Origin of the sequence: Allokutzneria sp. A3M-2-11 16 (assembly GCF_024213555.1) — a bacterium.
Classification (GTDB): Bacteria; Actinomycetota; Actinomycetes; order Mycobacteriales; family Pseudonocardiaceae; genus Allokutzneria.
Map to the genome: position 1 here is coordinate 26,143 of NZ_JANAVO010000021.1, position 15,632 is coordinate 41,774.

Sequence of the window (15,632 nt, forward strand, 5' to 3'; positions counted from 1 at the left end):
GGAGGCACTGTGCCGAGGACGGCCGCGCAGAACGAGGCCCTGCGCACCGCGAGCAGGGAAACCGTTTTCACCCACGCCGTGCGGATCTTCGCCCGGCGCGGCTACGCGGCCACGAGCATGCGCGATGTCGCCAACGAGGCCGGGATCAGCGTCGGGCTCATCTACCGGCACTACGCCACGAAGGAAGAGCTGTTCGCCGACGTGCTCGGCCGCGCGGCCGCCGGACTCGACGACGCCGCCCGCGAGATCGCCGCCGCCGACGACGGGTACGTGGCCCTCACCCGCTTCCTGGAGCTCTACCTCGGCGGGGTCGCCGACATCGACGGCGCGGCCGAGTTCTCGGTCGTGGCCAACCAGGCGTTCCTCAGCGACGAACCACCCGGCGCGCGGGAACGCCTCTTCGCCAGCCACCTCGACTTCCGGCAGGCGCTCGAAACGGCGATCTCGCGCGCCCAGCGGGACGGGCACTGCCCGACCGGTGACCCCGCGGCCCTGACCGTGGTGCTCCTGTCGCTGCTGTCCGGGGCCGTGACGATGCGGATGTGCCTGGGGCCCAGCGCCGTACCCCCGCCCACGATGGTCCTGCACCTGCTGAACGGAGGCGGCCGATGATCACCATGGCCAGGGGTGACGAGCTCGGGGAGCGTTCCCGGATGCGCATCGCCGACGTGCTCGTGCGGGGCTTCGCCCAGGATTTCTCCTTCTTCTCCAAGGATTCCCGCGCCCTCGCCGACGCTTTCGCGCACATGCTGCTGCTCGACCGGTTCCACGTGGCGTGCGTCGACGGCGAGCCCGCGGCGGTCGCGACGCTGACCTCCGGGACCCAACAGTGCTTCGCGCCGAGGTGGGGACCGTTCCGCAAGCACCTGGGATGGGTGCGCGGAACCGTCTGCTACCACGTGATCCGCAACCAGTTCATGGCCGTCTCCGAAGGCGCGGCCGAGGACGTCGCGGAGATCGGCTTCGTCACCACCGCGCCCGAGCACCAGGGACGCGGCGTGGCTACCGCCCTCCTGCGACACCTCGTCGCGCAGCCGGGTCCGCGCGCCTTCGTGCTCGAGGAAATCAAGGACACCAACGAACCGGCACTCGGGCTCTACCGCAAACTCGGCTTCACCGAGTACCGGCGGCGCCCGCAGAAGCACACCGCACGGGTGGGATTCGAGGCGTACGTGTCCATGCGCCTCGACGTCACGTGACCGCGCGGGTGAACTCCATGATCCAGTTGGACTCCCAGGTCCGCCCGCCGTCGGCGGAGAACTCCTGTTCCCACCGCGCGGAGGTGGGGGTGATCTCCGACCAGATGAAGTGCGCCCTGATCGGCCTGCCCTCGTGCGTGTCGTCGCCGTAGAAGTCGCCGCGGCCGTCGACGAACGTGCCCACCACCGGCGGGAAGAGGACGCCGGAGCGGCTGTTGGCCCAGTAGATCGACCACTGCTCTCGTTCGACGTCGAACAGCCGCAGGGTGAAGCCGCGGCTTCCCAGGGTCGGGAAGATGATCTCCTCGGTGTTGCCGCCGCCGTCGAAGATCGACCGGCAGATCGAGGCGCCCGGGAACTCGTTCCAGTCGTCGCTGCCGGCGAAGAGCGTCGCCAGGCGCCGGTTGACCACGTTCCAGGAGCCGATGAAGAAGTCGAAGTCGTTCATGTCGACGAGCCTGCCCGGCTACCCCTGACATCTTCTGTCAGTGGCCGCGGACATACTTCCACCGTGCGTGCGAGCCGCCTGCTGTCCCTGCTGCTGTTGCTCCAGAACCGCGGGCTGATGAGCGCGGCGCACCTCGCCGCGGAGCTGGGTGTCACCGCCCGGACCGTCTACCGCGACGTCGAGGCCCTGGCCGCGGCGGGCGTGCCGATCTACGCCGAGCAGGGCCCGGCCGGGGGCTACCGGCTCATGGAGGGCTACCGCACGCGGCTGACCGGGCTGACCGCCGAGGAGGCCGGGTCGCTGTTCCTGACCGGCCTGCCGCGGCCCGCGGCGGAGCTGGGGCTCGGCGCCCAGGTGGCCGCCGCCGAACTGAAGCTGACGGCGGCGCTGCCCACCCCCTACCGGGAGGCGTCCACGCGGATCCGGCAACGCTTCCACCTCGACGTGCCGGGCTGGTACCGGGAGCCGGACGCGGTTCCGCACCTGCTCACCGTCGCGGAGGCGCTGTGGCAGGACCGGCGGATCGAGGTCCGGTACCGCCGCTGGGCACCGAACCCCGGTGTGGTCACCCGGCGCCTCGACCCGCTGGGCCTGGTCCTCAAGGCCGGGGTCTGGTACCTGGTCGCCACCGGAGGCGGCGGCGGGCCCCGCACCTACCGGGTCTCCTCCATCGAGGACGCCGAGCCGCTGCCGACCGCGTTCACCCGCCCGGCCGACTTCGACCTTGCCGAGTTCTGGCGGACGCAGGTCGATCGGTACGAGAGCGCCGAGTCCGCCGGAGTCGCCGAGATACGCCTGTCCCCCAACGGCGTCGCCGCCCTGACCGACGTGCTCGGCCCGAGGGCCGCCCAGTCGGCGCTGCGCACCCTCGCGCCCACGGACCCCGACGGCTGGAGACGCGCCACCATCCCCCTGGAAAGCGTGTCCCACGCCGCCGCCGGGCTGCTCCGCCTCGGCGCGGACGTCCAGGTGCTCACGCCCGCCGAGCTCCTCGCGCACATGACCGGCACGGTCCACGCGATGGCCCGGCTCTACCCCGTCCGGGACCATCTGCCAGTGTTCGGCGCCGAGTCCTGATGTCCCTGGCAGATAGAGGAGATCTCGTGGTCACCGCATCGGTCATGCCCGCGCCCCACGCGCCCATGGAGCTGCGCACGTTCGACCGCCCCCGGCTCGAACCCGGCGCGGTCCTGCTGCGGACGCTGGGCAGCGAGGTCTGCGGCACCGACACCCACCTGCAGAGGGGGCAGCTCGCGGGTGTCCCCTACCCGATCATCCCGGGGCACGTGGCCGTCGGGCGCGTCGAGGAGATCGGCGGGAGCGATCCGGTGCTCGACGTGTCCGGCGCCCCGGTCGAGATCGGGCAGGTGGTGACCTACCTGGACGTCTACGGCACCTGCGGCCGCTGCTGGTTCTGCACGATCGCCCACGCGAGCACGCGGTGCCCGTACCGCAAGGTCTACGGCGTCACGATGTCCTGCGCCGACGGCCTGTACGGCGGCTGGTCGGAGCACGTCCACCTGCGTCCCGGCGTGCACATCGTCCCGCTGCCCGAAGGGCTCGACTGGCGCGCGTTCCTGGCTGTCGGGTGCGGCATGCCGACCGCGCTGCACGCGATGACGCTCGGAAACGTGGCCTTCGGCGACACCGTCGTCGTGCAGGGAGCCGGTCCGGTGGGGCTGAGCGCCGCCGCGCTCGCCCAACTGCGCGGAGCCGGTCAGGTGGTCGTCGTCGGCGGCCCCGACGTGCGCCTTGACGCGGCACGCCGCTTCGGCGCCGACGCGGTCATCGACATCGCCTCGACCACGGAAACCGAACGCGTCGAAGCGATCCGCGACCTCACCGGGGGCCGGGGCGCCGACGTCACCGTCGAAGCCACCGGCGTGCCCTCCGCCGTCCCCGAAGGCATGCGGCTGACCCGCGACGCCGGGCGCTACGTCGTGGTCGGCCAGTACACCAACGCCGGGGACGCCTCGCTCAACCCGCACCTGGACCTCAACCAGAAGCACCTGGACGTCCAGGGCTGCTGGGGCAGCGACACCGGGCACGTGTACCGGTCGGTGCAGGTGATCGCGCGGTACGCGCGCCAGTTCCCGTGGACCGAGCTGATCAGCGCCGAGTACGACCTCTCGCAGACCCAGCGAGCCCTCGACGACGTGGCGGCCCAGCGGACCGTGAAGGCGCTCATCGTGCCCTGAGCCGGTTCCCGCCAGCGCGCCCGATCACTCCAGGAAAACTTTCGAAAAAGTCGGGCGCGGTTGTCGATCCGTGGCTTTGCCCGTTCGACCTAGGGGTGCGAGGGTCCACAGTGGGACCCCGATGACCCGAGGAGACACAGCCGTGAAGTACATGCTGATCATGCGCGCCACCGACGAGACGCTCGAGGCGTTCCAGGACGCTGACCTCGCCGAGGTCATGGACTCGATGGGCCGATTCAACGACGAGCTGATCCGGGCCGGTGTGCTGGTCGCCGCGGAGGGGCTGGACAGCGCGGAGGAGGGTGTCGTCGTCGACTACTCCAGCGAGCCGCCCGTGGTCACCGACGGCCCCTACGGCGAGACCAAGGAGCTCTTCGGCGGCTTCTGGATCCTGAACGTGGCGTCGAGGGAGGAGGCCGTGGCGTGGGCGCGGCGCGCTCCGATGGCCGGGCCGGGCAGCAAGTGCGAGATCCGCCGGGTCGCCACGATCGACGAGTTCCCGCAGGACAACGAGTGGATCAAGAAGGAGCGGGAGTGGCGCGAGGCCACCGGCCAGCTCTGACCGGGACGGCGGGCGATGGCTGAGCACACCGGCCGCGAGGCCGTCGCCGCCGTCTGGCGGATCGAGTCCGCGCGGATCGTCGGCGCGCTCGCCCGGTACACCGGCGACTTCGCGCTGGCCGAGGACCTCGCCCAGGAGGCGCTGGCCGAGGCGCTGGTGACCTGGCCGCGCGAGGGTGTGCCGCGCACCCCCGCGGGGTGGCTGCTCGCCGTCGGCAGGCGCCGCGCGATCGACGCCTTCCGCAGGCGCTCCGCGCTCGACGAGAGGTACGCCGCCCTCGCCCGCGACCTGGGCGAGGGCGGTGCCTTCTCGGGCAGCCCGGTCGACCAGGACGCGCCGTGGGACCCGGAGCAGATCGACGACGACGTGCTCGCGCTGATGTTCATCTCCTGCCATCCCGTGCTGTCGCGGGAAGCACGGGTGGCACTCACCCTGCGCGTGGTCGGCGGCCTCACCAGCGACCAGATCGCCAAGGCGTTCCTCGTCCCGACCGCCACCGTGCAGGCCCGCATCACGCGCGCGAAGAAGACGCTCGCGGAGGCCCGGGTGCCGTTCGAGCTGCCGCAGGCGCAGGAGCGCGCCCAACGGCTCGGCTCGGTGCTCAGCGTCGTCTACCTGATCTTCACCGAGGGGTCCTCCGCCAGTTCGGGCGCCGAGCTGATCCGGTTCGACCTCGCCGGTGAGGCGCAGCGGCTCGCGCGGGTGCTGGCCCGCCTGATGCCGCGGGAGCCCGAGGTGCACAGCCTGCTGGCGCTGCTCGAACTGACCGCGGCGCGCTTTCCCGCCCGCACGGGTCCGGACGGTGAGCCGGTGTTGCTCGAGCAGCAGGACCGCCGCCGCTGGGACCGCGCCGCGATCCGCCGGGGACGCGCCGCCCTCGACCACGCGACGCGGGTCGGCCGGGGCCTGGGCGCTTACGGTCTGCAAGCCGCGATCGCCGAATGCCACGCCGTGGCCGCCTCGGTCGAGGAGACGAACTGGGAGCGCGTCGTTCTCCTCTACGAGGCGCTCGGCCGGCTCGCCCCGTCACCGGTGGTCGACCTCAACAAGGCCGCCGCCGTCTCGATGGCACGGGGACCCGCCGCGGGGCTGAAGATCGTCGACGACCTGGTGGCCGCCAAGGCGCTCGCGAACTCGCACCTGCTGCCCAGCGTTCGCGGGGAGTTGCTCACCCGCCTGGGGCGCCCCGACGAGGCGCGCGCCGAACTGGAGCGCGCCGTGCGGCTGTGCGGCAACGAACGGGAGCGGGCGGTGTTGCGGCGCAAGATCGCCGACCTCGGCTGATCGCGTGGAGGGCGGTATGTGGATCGAGTTCGACCCCGGCGACGACCGCGTGTTCGGCGACGCGGAAAGCTCCGCGATGACTCGGCTGCTGCGCGGACTCGTGGGCCGCCTGCGCGACGAGTCGATCACCGACGCCGAGCGGGCCGCGATCTCCTGGTTCTTCGGGAAGAACGGGCCGCGGGCCGTGGAGGATCTCCTCGCCCTGCGAGCGGACCTGCCCAGCTACCGGTTCAGCGACGACGGGCCGACGTCCGCCGAGCTTCTCGACACGATGACCCCGGGCAAGCGGCTCTTCGCGGCCTACCGCAGGCCCGCTTCACCCGATGCCTTGCCCGCGGAGACGTGGGTCTACCTGATCGAAGTCGCCCCCGGCGAGGACGTCGCGTTCCTGCATTCGCAACACCGGGCGGGCAACGGCCTTGTCGAGGTTTTCGCGGCCGACGAGCGACTACCGACCTATCACCGCGCCGCGCTCGACGCCGCCCGGCTCCTGTGGCCGCACCGATCAGGAATCGAGAAGCGCCGCCCGGCACGCCGCACCTAGCGTCTTCGCCATGGCACTCATCGACACCATCACCCTCGACGTGGCCGACCTCCCGGCCGCGAAGCGCTTCTACAGCAACGCTTTCGGCTTGGACACACCGATCCGCCTGCGAGCGTCGGAGGCGCCGACGACCGGTTTCCGCGGCTTCACGCTGTCGCTCACGGTGTCCCAGCCCGGCACCGTCGACAACCTGGTCGCCTCCGCCCTCGACGCCGGTGCCACGACGCTGAAGCCGGTCTCGAAGTCGTTCTGGGGCTACGGCGGAGTCGTGCGCGCCCCGGACGGGACGATCTGGAAGGTCGCGACCTCGGCGAAGAAGAACACCGGTCCCGCGACCCGGGAGGTCGACGACATCGTGCTCCTGCTCGGCGCCGAGGACGTGGCCGCCAGCAAGCGGTTCTACCTCGACCAGGGGCTCACCGTCGCGAAGAGCTTCGGCCGCACCTACGTCGAGTTCGCCACCGGGTCGAGCCCGATCACCCTGGGGTTGTACCGCCGTCGTGCCCTCGCCAAGGCCGCCGGTGTCTCCCCGGAAGGCACGGGATCGCACCGGATCACGATCGGCGGCGCCGGGACGTTCACCGACCCGGACGGGTTCGCCTGGGAAGCCACGGCGTCGCGACCTCAGCTCGGGATTTCCTTGTAGCAGAACGGATACGGATCGTCCGGCAGGTGTACTGGCACCGCGCCGCGAAGACGAGCGGTGACCTCGCCCCGCACCCGCCACACCCCGCTGGCCTTCCGCACGGCGACGCCCTGCCAGGGGAACACGCTGGTGTGCTTGTTCACCAGGTGGATTCCCCACTGCCCCGGCTTGGGGTGCACCGTGCCGCGGATCGAGTCCGGGTAGTGCCGGGCCGACCATGTCGGTCACCCGCAACGTGTAGAGGCACAGCGTGAAGCAGAAGGCCGACTCGTCCGCGCGCGACATGATGTGCTTCTGAACGGTGTGCAACTGATCCGACGTGCCGGTGCGGGGTGTCCCGCCTCAGCTCCCAGTTCCCGGCGAACCGCGTGCGCTCGGCGCTTCCCGCCCGGTACCGGCCCGCGGCCATCAGCTCGAAGACCCGCAGCGACGGATCGTCCACTTTGGACAGCGCGGGCCAGCGGCCGCCGACGAACCGCTCCGTCTCGGCGATCGTCCCCTCCCGCAGGGCCCCGTAGTCCAGCTCCGCCACCACCTCCGGGGCCCGGTCGAGCCCGGACAGCCGAGCCACCTCGCCCCGCACCGGTTCGGTCGGGCTGAGCATGACGAACCAGGGATCGACGTGATCAGTCGCCGTTGTGGGGTGTGGCACCGCTTCGACGTTAGTGGCCGAGGCACCGCTCGCAGAGATCGTTTCGAGTGCGCCGGTCGAACAGTCGGCCCTCGCCGTCCGTACGCCCGAGCCCAAAGCACGATCCGACACCACGAGCATGAAGTCCTCGAGCTCGACACCGGTGCCCCCTGCGGCGGTGATCGTCGCCCCCAGTTCCTCGGTGACGACGAAGCACGGCGTGCACTCCAGAATGGCGTCGCCGAGCCAGTCTGCGGCGCGGTACTCAAGGCGCGTCACCACCGCCGGTTCGACACTGATGCTGGACGCTTCACCGGATGTCTCATTCCAAGCGTCGCGCAGCGACTCACTGCAGAACGGCTGGCCTGCAGCGAAGCGGTCTATCCGGACGCTTCTGCGACCTCCGCGTTGCTGAGGCCATGCTCGCGAAGCACTCCAAGCGCCCGCTCGGACACAACCAGGCGCAACCCGTCGTTGAGGCCGAGGTCATCGTGGCTGGCCTCGCCGGTGAAGCGAAGCCACTTCCACGGTGGGAGCGGCCCTTCGATGAACTCTTCACCCTCCGGGGAGACGCTGACCTCCACCTCGTCGAACGTCGCGCCGGTGAGCCCCGCGGCAGTGATCGCGGCGGACAGTTCCTCAGTGACTATGAAACACGGGGTGCTTTCCACAATGGGATCGCCGAGCCATCCAAAGAACTGGTATTCCAGTCGCGTCACTGCGAGCGTGTGGCCAGCGCGGTCAAAGACCGTGCGCGGGCCGAGTTCACCGGCAACTTCTGGCTCAACGATGAAGAATCCCATGAATCTCACTTCTCGCGGATGTTCGGGTTGAACGAGCTGCCGTACTGGTCGTCCAGCATGGTAGCGAAGTCAAGGAGTTGTTGCGCCGTGGGCGCGGCGTTGTTGATGGTGAAAGGGAGATAGAAGGCGTTCCACGCTCGACGCAGCGCGCTGAGGTGCACCTTGTTGTTGGTTTCTCCCCTGGGGATTCCCCGCAGGTTCTCCAGCGAGTGCATTTCTTCTGGCTGAACCACGTCGGGGTATCGCTGGAGCACCTGTTGCTCGACGGCGTGGTGCACGACGACCTTGCCCTCGGTGTGGGGGTGGGCGTCGAAGAAGGTCTTGCGGTAGTTGGTGGAAGTCGTCCAACCGAACCTGGCGGGCTCGCCCGTGCGTGGCGACGCCTTGGTACCGCTGGGCTTCGCGGCGTCGGGAAGAACGCCCGCCCGGCTGTGTCGCCGGATGTAGTGCTCGGTTCCGCTGCGAGCCTGTATGTACAGCACGGCGGCAGCTTCGAGTTCATCGGGCACGTTCGCCAGCAGCTCGAAAGCCTCCTGTAGGTCAGGCTGATTGCTTTCGACTGCGGCCGCGCGGAGAACAACGAGGTCCTCGCGTAACCGCGCCGCGGTGGTCATCAGCTCCTCGGGGCGGATGCCGTGCAGCGCGGCGCGAAGCCGCTGGGCCACTTCACCGACGTTCGCCACCCTGAATGCCAAGATGCGCTGGATGTAGACGGACACCAGGTCCCCGGCACCGGCAAGTCGCTCCACGATGTCCTCTAGCTGGTCCACGGCTTGGTGGATGAACCCCACGACCTCGGTGGCGCTTGCATCGCCCGTGGAGCGCCAGGCTTCGGCCAGCTCGTCGGCTGCGGCGAGGGCATCGCTCTTGTTCTGAAGGACTACTGCGGCGGGCAGCTGCTCGATGAGCTGAAGCAGCTGAGCGAGCAGTTCACCGACACTCCCGTTCACGTAGAAGTCCCCCGGTTCTCGCCAGCAGCCGTAGACGATTTGTCGCAGCCAAGGACGCTACAGCCGAAGAGCAGCGAAATCGGCGGCTTCAGCCTGGTTCACGCGCGTGGCCCAGGCCGCGTCCTGCAAGTCCTCAAGCACTCCGCACACCAAGTAAACTCAGCCCATGCACTCCACGCGCCCGTCCACCCCAACCCCCGCGGGCGCCGTCTAGAGAACCCCGTTTCGTACTCATAACGGGAAAAAGAGCGCTCCAAAAACCCGTTTTGAGTACGAAACGGGAGTTTGGGCTGCCCAGCTGATGTTTCGGGGGAGAGCACGAGGGGGCGTTGCGGGCGTTGGTGGCCACTTGTGGGGCGCGGCCTGGTTGATGTGACAGTCGGACGATTGGCGGGGCCTGTTCCACCGAGTAGTGGTGGCTCTCCAGGGACTCGAACCCCGACACCCGGGTCTTCACCCCGGTGCTCTGCCAGTTGAGCTAAAGAGCCGCGTAACGCGTGCGAGATCGAACCCGCGTCTCCGGGCTGAGAACCCGGTATCCATTCCGCTGGACCACGTGAGCTTCTCAAGGATCGTCGGCGCCGCCGGGAGGGTCAATTCCTTTTCGGCGGAACCAGCCCGCCCGGAAGACGGGAGCGTCACCGGCCACCGCGCGCCCGCACCAGTCGGCGATCTCGGCGCCCACCTGTTCGGGGGTGAGCCGTGAGGTGTCCAGCACCGTCATCGCCCACTCCGGCGCGGGTGTGCGACCGAGCCAGCGCTCCCAGCGCATCTCCGACCACGCGTCGGTGGTGATCACCTCTGTCACGTGGCCGGGATCGGTGGCGTGCGCGCGCAGCCACGCGGCGAAGCCCTGCTGGAACGGGATCAGCTCCGCGGGCTCGGCGCGCCGAGCGAGCCGAGCGAGATGGGCCTCGTCGTCGAGGTCGAGCAGGCACGCGGCGATGTCGATCCGGTCGGCGCTCGGGGCGGCCAGCGCCTCGCCGAGCGGCACCGGATCACCCGCGAAGAGCAGATGTTTGCCTTCGGCTTCAAGGGTGATCGCGCGCAGGACCGCGGCTTCTACCCTTTCCTGTCGCCAGGAAAGGGTTGGCACAGCCGGAATCCGGCCGAACGTGATGAGTTCGGCGGTCTCGTAGGTGTCGTCGAGCAGGCGACGCGCGTGCACGCGCGCGGTGGACTTGCCGACACCGGAGGCGCCGCAAACGAGCAACAGCACGGTTCTCCTTCAGGAATGACCAGAAATGGCTTGGGACCCGAGTCAGCCGAGACCGAAGAAGAACTGCTGCGTCATGGCGGACAGGCTAGGGCGCGACGCGAAGGTTCTCCACCGAGTTCTGGCAAGCCTGTGCTACTGGAACGTGCACAACCTCGTCGCGGAGTTCGCCACGAGCGTGGTCTACGACCGGCTGGGCACGGGCTGGAACGACGTGGTGGACCCGGCCCGTACGTCCTGGTGGGGCATTCGCTCGGCGGCCTGTACGCGCGGCTCTACGCCAAGCGTTTCCCCAGCGAGGTAACGGGTCTGGTCCTGCTCGACCCGACCACGAGGACATCGTCGACTACCTGTCGGCGGAGAAGGCGCAGCAGCTGCGCAATTCGACTGGCCGAGTCCAACCGGACCAAGCACCGGCTCTACACCCACCTGGCTACGACGCGGCCCCGGACCGAGGTCCGCCGCCTCGACGATGCCGGGCACTCGGGCATCGCCTGGCTCCGGCCGGACGCCGTGGTTCAGGCGATTCGCGATACGCCCACGCGATACTGAGCGTCACCGCCCCCGCGACCGCGATGGCGTTCCCGACCGAGACGTGTTCGGCGAGCGCGCCCCACAGCACGGGTCCCAGTCCTTGCGCGGTCATCAGCCCGGCGGACAGCAGCGTGAACGCCTGCCCGAGCAGAGGTTCGGGCACGGCCTCGCGAAATGGCGCGGCGACGCCGAGCACGTAGCCGAACCCAGCGCCGCTGGCCACCAGCAACGCGCAGGCGGGAACCACTGACGGAGCGAGTGCGAAACCGAGCAGGGGCAAGCCCATCAGCGCGATCAGGGCGGGTGTTGAGCGTTCCCGCGCCCGCGCGGACAGCAGCTTGACGACGGCGAGCTCGCCGACGAGCATCCCCACGGGCAGGGAAGCGATCATCATTCCGGCCGCGCCGGTGCTCAGGCCGCTGGAGAGCGCGAACGGCACGAGCAGTCCCTCGGCACCGGCCACGAAGGCGGGCGGCAACCACTGCACGATCAGCAGCGCGCGGACCCGCCGGTCGGCCAGGAGCTGGCGGGTGCCACGGATTCCTTGCCGCACAAGGGACTCCGTTGCCTTTGGCGGAGCGGAGTCCGGCAACAGCAGCCAGATCGCGGCCGCCGAGGCCAGCGCGCACGCCGCGCTGATCGACAAAGCGGTGGCCGGGCCGAGCACGGCCACCGCGATCCCGCCGAGGGCCAGTCCGACGATCTGGGCGAAGGACACGGCCATCGACATCAAGGACCGGGCGAGCACGTACGCCTCACCGTCGAGGGTCTCGGCGAGCAGGCGCCCGGCAGCGCCGCTGAACGCCGGGGCGAGGCAGCCGAGCACGGTGATCACACCGAGGCTCACCCACGGCGGCATCGGCACCCAGCCCAGCAGCGCGGTGGCGATCCCGGTGACCAGGTACTCGCCCGCGATCAACACCCGCGGCCGGACGCGGTCGGCGAGCGGGCCGAGCAGCACGCCGGTGAATGCTTGCGGCAGGAACGCCAACCCGAACGTGAGCGCTGCCAGCCACGCCGATCCGGTGCCGTGGAAAACGGCCGTGGACAACGCGACCGTGCGCAGCACGTCGCTGGCGATGGTGACCACGCGGGCGAGGAACAGCTCCCGGAACACGGGCCGGGTAAGAACGTGCCCGAAGGTCACGCGACTCGGAGAAACCATGCGGTCAGGCTCCGGCGCGCCGCGGTGCCGCCACCACTGTTACGTCGGTGGACGTAAGGTCGAGAGATGTTGCGCTTTCGTGCGGGAACCGAGGACATCGCGGCGAGCCGCTTCGCCGTCGCTCCCCTGTTCGAGCTGGACGGCCTGCTGCGCAAGCTTTCGGGGCGCAGCAGGGGACCTCTGCCCTCGGGTTGGTCCGACCGGCTGCGCCCGAAGTTCCGGCAGCTCCGCGAGGACACCGAACTCGACGCCGTGCTCGCGCTGCTGGCGCCCCGCAGTGGCGCGACGTTCACCGCCCCACCGCCACGGGGGCTGGCCCAGACGGTTGAGGACGACCTCGCGACCATGCGGGCGACCCCGACGTGCCGAGCACGCGCGGAGATCACCGAGTGCTTGCGCGTTCACGCCTGCGGCGACGCCAGGGCGCTGTCGGTTCTCCAGGGGCGCGATGTGGTGGCCCGGCTCGCGAACGCCCTGGAGATCGCCTGGCACGAACTGCTCGCCCCCGACTGGCCCCGCCTGCGCGCCTTGTGCGAACGAGACGTGGTCCACCGCGCCGGGCTGCTCGCACGCGCGGGCTGGGCGGCGGCCATCGACGGCCTCGACCCGAGAACGCGGTGGCGCGACGGGGCCATCGAGGTCCGATTTCGTTCAGCGCACAAGGAAACCGTCGAACTCGACGGAGCGGGCCTGCTGCTGATCCCGTCGGTCTTCGTCTGGCCGGGCGCGGCCGTGCACACCGATCCCCCGTGGCCCAAGTCGCTGATCTACGCCGCCCGCGGCGTCAACGCCTTGTGGGAAAAGGAGATCCCCGCCGAGCCGGACGCGCTCGCGGACCTGCTCGGCAAGTCCCGTGCCCGTCTGCTGGTCGAACTTGAGTCCCCGGCCAGCACCACGCAACTCGCCGCGACCCTCGCCCTGGCTCCCGGGGCGGTTGGCGACCACCTCTCTGTCCTGCGCAGAAGCGGGCTGGTTGCGGGGAGCCGCGCGGGCCGTTCCGTGCTCTACCACCGCACACCGCTCGGTGACGCCCTGATCGCGACCGGACCCGTCACCAGGTGACCGGCAGAGAGGTCACACTGCGGAAGAGGCGGGTGTTGTCGAAGGAGATCTCCTGCCGCGGCACGGCCAGCTCCAGGCGCGGCAGCCGCCTCAGCATCGTGCCGACAGCCATCTGGAGTTCCAGCTCATCGCGCGCGGCCCACCAGCACACCCAGCAGGTGCTCGGCGTGCCCTACGAGGACCGCGACCGGCGCGGAAGTGTTCGACTGAATCAGCCGCGGCCGGACATCACCAGCAGCAGCGACGCCGACCAGCTGAAGTTGGTGGCGAACGTGCCCGCACCGGTCAGCGGGTTGTAGTTCTCCCTGATGGGCGCGGCACCCGTGAGCCCTTGGGCGTTGCCGAGAAACCGCGCACGGAGCCGGTCGGCGTCGGCGCGGTAGCCGTAGCGGTCGAGAGCCGCTGTGCCGAAGTACACCTGGTCCACCCAGGTCGTGCCACGCCAGTACCCGTTGGGGTCGAAATCGGGCGAGTTCTTCGGCACGGTCGGGAAAGGGACGGCCGTGCCGAACTGGTCCGGGTCCACCAGCGACGCTCGCACGGCCGCAGCCTGTTCCGGGGCGGCGACTCCGGTCCACAGTGGAATGACACCCTCCATTCCCTTGCCGCGCTTGACAAGCGGGGCACCGGAGTCGATGGCCGAATCGTAGAAGAAGCCGGTCTTCGCGTCGTACATGCGCTCGCGGATCGCCCCGGCGACCGACTCGGCCTGGCGGTCGAAGCCGCGGGCGTCGGCGTGGTGGCCCAGCGTCCGGGCGATCTCGGCGAGGTGGCGCTTGTCGGCGACGAGGTAGGCGTTGAGGTCCACCGACTCCTGGTCCAGCGAGTACCCGATCAGCCTGCCGGACCGGTCACGGTTCTCCAGCACCCTGATGCCGGTGTCGGGGTCGAAGCGCGGCGCGTCGTCCATTCCGCTCTCCCACGCCGCAGCGGTGAGCGCTCCGCCCGGTTTCGCGTTGTCCGGGTGCGCGGTCGCGCCGTACTCGGCCAACCCGTCGTGATCGACGTCCCGGTTGCGGTACCACCAGTCGTGCTGGGCGATCAGCCTGGGATACATCTCCCGCAGGAACCCGGCACGCCCGCCCGCCTTGAAGGTCTCCCAGACGGCCCATGCCGCCAGTGGCGGTTTGGTGTTGCGCTCGTTCCAGTGCCGCCCGCCCTCGGCGATGTTGTTGTAGGCCACGACATCGGGCAGCATCCCGGCGTCCGGCGAGTCACCGGTGAGCTGGTGGTCGAACTGGGCGCGGATCGCCGACTCGGCCAGCTCGGGGGCGAACCGGGCCGTGCCCACCGCCGCTTTGAAGCTGTCCCAAGGCCAGTAGCCGCCGACGAACCACCTGAACGTCGTCGACGGGGTGATGCCCGCGTGCCGCAGCCTGCCCGCGGCACCGCGCCAGTTCCCGGTCAACGTCTCGACCGACTTCACGGCGAGCCGCCGGTACTGCGGCGCCACCCCGCGCAGTGCACCGGCCAGGTATCCGCGCCAGCGGGCTTCGGACCGCCGAATCGCCTGCTGGGGCTGGGCGAGCGCGCGGCGCACCTCCGTGGCATCGGCGGTCCGCTCGGCCTGGGTGAAGGTGTAGGTCTCGGCCCAGTGCACCTCCTGGCCCGAACCGGGGCCGACGCGCAAGGGCGCCTGCCGCGCGGTGACGTAGGAATCACCTTGCACCGTCGTGGAAACCGCGTCCGCGTGGGTCACGTGGAAGCGTTCGGTGCCGCTGGTCATGTACTCGTCGGGCACACGCACTTCGGCGAAGTCCACCTGGACACCGTCAGCGGCGGCGGAGAGACTGGGCGCCGAGCGCATCGGCTCCCGCGCCGGGCGGAGCAGGGCACCGCTCCAGTCCACGCCGAGCGTGCGGGGCCGGTCGCCGGAGTTGTCCACGCGTGCTCGCAGCAGAGCGCTGCGCTCCGTCACGAACCGCAGGTCGATGGTCAGCGTCAAGCCGTCCACGCGGTACCGCTGGGAAAGCGAGCCGGGATAGCTGCGTATCTCGGGAGCGGGGTCGTCGGCCAGGTCGATCCGCTTCCCGGTCGCCTGATCGGTCAGCCCGAGACGGGTGAAGGCTTTGCCCAGGTACCAAGGGAATTCCTGAGCGATGTACATCGGCCCGGTGAACGCGCCGTAGCTCGCGGCGTCGGGCAGCGCGTAGCCGTGCCACGAGCCGTGGTCGGCAAAGACGTTGATCGGATCGTGTTCCGGCGGCTGGGAGGCGGCCGGGGTGCCTCGACGGTCGAGCACGTCGGGAAAGGCACTCGGATCGACGACTCGGGCGCCCGCGACCGGAGTCGCGACCGCCGCCACCGCCAGCAGGACCGTGCTGATCACCATCACTCGCCGCATGATCGGAAAGCCAACCAGATCCCGCTTCCCGATCACCTGTACACGA

At 70.1% G+C, this 15,632-nt stretch carries 19 protein-coding genes and 1 tRNA gene; 10 read left to right on the forward strand and 10 right to left on the reverse strand.

Translation table 11 applies throughout. The features are described 5' to 3' along the window. Positions 1 to 9 precede the first annotated feature (9 nt). Complete coding sequence (locus tag NLX83_RS37815) at positions 10 to 612, forward strand: TetR/AcrR family transcriptional regulator (protein ID WP_254240094.1); 603 nt, start codon at positions 10 to 12, stop codon at positions 610 to 612. Beyond that, entirely contained in the window at positions 609 to 1,199 is a 591-nt protein-coding gene (locus NLX83_RS37820; RefSeq protein WP_254240095.1) for a GNAT family N-acetyltransferase, read from the forward strand. Before NLX83_RS37815 ends, NLX83_RS37820 begins: the two co-directional genes overlap by 4 nt. Here the strand turns inward: NLX83_RS37820 and NLX83_RS37825 are convergent. Next, positions 1,192 to 1,647: a hypothetical protein gene (locus tag NLX83_RS37825; protein WP_254240096.1), complete on the reverse strand. Its 456-nt coding sequence runs from the start codon at positions 1,645 to 1,647 to the stop codon at positions 1,192 to 1,194. The two genes, NLX83_RS37820 and NLX83_RS37825, sit on opposite strands and share 8 nt — an antisense overlap. Before the next feature lie 63 nt (positions 1,648 to 1,710). Here NLX83_RS37825 and NLX83_RS37830 point away from each other — a divergent pair, with 63 nt between their 5' ends. The 6 genes from NLX83_RS37830 to NLX83_RS37855 all read left to right on the forward strand — a co-directional run bounded on the left by NLX83_RS37830 (position 1,711) and on the right by NLX83_RS37855 (position 6,881). Then, the gene (locus NLX83_RS37830) at positions 1,711 to 2,724 is read left to right on the forward strand and encodes a helix-turn-helix transcriptional regulator (protein WP_254240097.1); all 1,014 of its coding nucleotides are present in this window, start codon (positions 1,711 to 1,713) and stop codon (positions 2,722 to 2,724) included. 26 nt (positions 2,725 to 2,750) lie between these two features. Beyond that, positions 2,751 to 3,845, forward strand: a complete 1,095-nt coding sequence (locus tag NLX83_RS37835) for a zinc-binding dehydrogenase (RefSeq protein WP_254240098.1) — start codon at positions 2,751 to 2,753, stop codon at positions 3,843 to 3,845. A gap of 142 nt (positions 3,846 to 3,987) precedes the next feature. After that, positions 3,988 to 4,407 carry a YciI family protein gene (locus tag NLX83_RS37840; protein ID WP_254240099.1) on the forward strand — a complete coding sequence of 140 codons (420 nt, stop codon included), beginning with the start codon at positions 3,988 to 3,990 and terminating at the stop codon, positions 4,405 to 4,407. A 15-nt stretch (positions 4,408 to 4,422) separates the two neighbouring features. Next, complete coding sequence (locus tag NLX83_RS37845; protein WP_254240100.1) at positions 4,423 to 5,691, forward strand: RNA polymerase sigma factor; 1,269 nt, start codon at positions 4,423 to 4,425, stop codon at positions 5,689 to 5,691. Between the two features lie 16 nt (positions 5,692 to 5,707). Next, positions 5,708 to 6,235: a hypothetical protein gene (locus NLX83_RS37850; RefSeq protein ID WP_254240101.1), complete on the forward strand. Its 528-nt coding sequence runs from the start codon at positions 5,708 to 5,710 to the stop codon at positions 6,233 to 6,235. 10 nt (positions 6,236 to 6,245) lie between these two features. Continuing rightward, the gene (locus NLX83_RS37855) at positions 6,246 to 6,881 is read left to right on the forward strand and encodes a glyoxalase (RefSeq protein ID WP_254240102.1); all 636 of its coding nucleotides are present in this window, start codon (positions 6,246 to 6,248) and stop codon (positions 6,879 to 6,881) included. Here NLX83_RS37855 and NLX83_RS37860 read toward each other — a convergent pair. The 6 genes from NLX83_RS37860 to NLX83_RS37885 all read right to left on the reverse strand — a co-directional run bounded on the left by NLX83_RS37860 (position 6,860) and on the right by NLX83_RS37885 (position 10,484). Then, the gene (locus tag NLX83_RS37860; RefSeq protein ID WP_254240103.1) at positions 6,860 to 7,024 is read right to left on the reverse strand and encodes a hypothetical protein; all 165 of its coding nucleotides are present in this window, start codon (positions 7,022 to 7,024) and stop codon (positions 6,860 to 6,862) included. The two genes, NLX83_RS37855 and NLX83_RS37860, sit on opposite strands and share 22 nt — an antisense overlap. Continuing rightward, complete coding sequence (locus NLX83_RS37865; protein WP_254240104.1) at positions 7,021 to 7,791, reverse strand: hypothetical protein; 771 nt, start codon at positions 7,789 to 7,791, stop codon at positions 7,021 to 7,023. Before NLX83_RS37865 ends, NLX83_RS37860 begins: the two co-directional genes overlap by 4 nt. Positions 7,792 to 7,892: 101 nt before the next feature. Next, complete coding sequence (locus NLX83_RS37870; protein WP_254240105.1) at positions 7,893 to 8,315, reverse strand: hypothetical protein; 423 nt, start codon at positions 8,313 to 8,315, stop codon at positions 7,893 to 7,895. A 5-nt stretch (positions 8,316 to 8,320) separates the two neighbouring features. After that, on the reverse strand, positions 8,321 to 9,265 hold the full coding sequence (locus NLX83_RS37875) for a hypothetical protein (RefSeq protein WP_254240106.1): 945 nt from the start codon (positions 9,263 to 9,265) through the stop codon (positions 8,321 to 8,323). A gap of 413 nt (positions 9,266 to 9,678) precedes the next feature. Beyond that, positions 9,679 to 9,753: transfer RNA gene (locus NLX83_RS37880), tRNA-Phe, on the reverse strand. Between the two features lie 77 nt (positions 9,754 to 9,830). Further along, positions 9,831 to 10,484 carry an AAA family ATPase gene (locus NLX83_RS37885; protein ID WP_254240107.1) on the reverse strand — a complete coding sequence of 218 codons (654 nt, stop codon included), beginning with the start codon at positions 10,482 to 10,484 and terminating at the stop codon, positions 9,831 to 9,833. A 15-nt stretch (positions 10,485 to 10,499) separates the two neighbouring features. Here NLX83_RS37885 and NLX83_RS37890 point away from each other — a divergent pair, with 15 nt between their 5' ends. Further along, the gene (locus tag NLX83_RS37890; protein WP_254240108.1) at positions 10,500 to 11,033 is read left to right on the forward strand and encodes an alpha/beta hydrolase; all 534 of its coding nucleotides are present in this window, start codon (positions 10,500 to 10,502) and stop codon (positions 11,031 to 11,033) included. Here NLX83_RS37890 and NLX83_RS37895 read toward each other — a convergent pair. Continuing rightward, positions 10,915 to 12,180, reverse strand: a complete 1,266-nt coding sequence (locus NLX83_RS37895; protein ID WP_254240109.1) for an MFS transporter — start codon at positions 12,178 to 12,180, stop codon at positions 10,915 to 10,917. The genes NLX83_RS37890 and NLX83_RS37895 overlap by 119 nt on opposite strands. Positions 12,181 to 12,246: 66 nt before the next feature. Here NLX83_RS37895 and NLX83_RS37900 point away from each other — a divergent pair, with 66 nt between their 5' ends. Next, a complete protein-coding gene (locus NLX83_RS37900) occupies positions 12,247 to 13,242 on the forward strand; it encodes an ArsR/SmtB family transcription factor (RefSeq protein ID WP_254240110.1) in 996 nt (331 codons plus the stop codon). Here the strand turns inward: NLX83_RS37900 and NLX83_RS37905 are convergent. Together NLX83_RS37905 and NLX83_RS37910 are read right to left on the reverse strand one after the other, a co-directional pair. Beyond that, entirely contained in the window at positions 13,232 to 13,393 is a 162-nt protein-coding gene (locus NLX83_RS37905) for a hypothetical protein (RefSeq protein ID WP_254240111.1), read from the reverse strand. The two genes, NLX83_RS37900 and NLX83_RS37905, sit on opposite strands and share 11 nt — an antisense overlap. Positions 13,394 to 13,453: 60 nt before the next feature. Further along, on the reverse strand, positions 13,454 to 15,586 hold the full coding sequence (locus NLX83_RS37910) for an MGH1-like glycoside hydrolase domain-containing protein (RefSeq protein ID WP_254240112.1): 2,133 nt from the start codon (positions 15,584 to 15,586) through the stop codon (positions 13,454 to 13,456). Positions 15,587 to 15,632: the final 46 nt, after the last annotated feature.

Excerpts from the sequence above, each read along its gene's own strand:
- NLX83_RS37820 (WP_254240095.1), top strand. The coding sequence starts at position 609 with ATGATCACCATGGCCAGGGGTGACGAGCTCGGGGAGCGTTCCCGGATG.
- NLX83_RS37825 (WP_254240096.1), bottom strand. The coding sequence starts at position 1,647 with ATGAACGACTTCGACTTCTTCATCGGCTCCTGGAACGTGGTCAACCGG.
- NLX83_RS37845 (WP_254240100.1), top strand. The coding sequence starts at position 4,423 with ATGGCTGAGCACACCGGCCGCGAGGCCGTCGCCGCCGTCTGGCGGATC.
- NLX83_RS37850 (WP_254240101.1), top strand. The coding sequence starts at position 5,708 with ATGTGGATCGAGTTCGACCCCGGCGACGACCGCGTGTTCGGCGACGCG.
- NLX83_RS37855 (WP_254240102.1), top strand. The coding sequence starts at position 6,246 with ATGGCACTCATCGACACCATCACCCTCGACGTGGCCGACCTCCCGGCC.
- NLX83_RS37870 (WP_254240105.1), bottom strand. The coding sequence starts at position 8,315 with ATGGGATTCTTCATCGTTGAGCCAGAAGTTGCCGGTGAACTCGGCCCG.
- NLX83_RS37890 (WP_254240108.1), top strand. The coding sequence starts at position 10,500 with ATGACCAGAAATGGCTTGGGACCCGAGTCAGCCGAGACCGAAGAAGAA.
- NLX83_RS37895 (WP_254240109.1), bottom strand. The coding sequence starts at position 12,180 with ATGGTTTCTCCGAGTCGCGTGACCTTCGGGCACGTTCTTACCCGGCCC.
- NLX83_RS37900 (WP_254240110.1), top strand. The coding sequence starts at position 12,247 with ATGTTGCGCTTTCGTGCGGGAACCGAGGACATCGCGGCGAGCCGCTTC.
- NLX83_RS37910 (WP_254240112.1), bottom strand. The coding sequence starts at position 15,586 with ATGCGGCGAGTGATGGTGATCAGCACGGTCCTGCTGGCGGTGGCGGCG.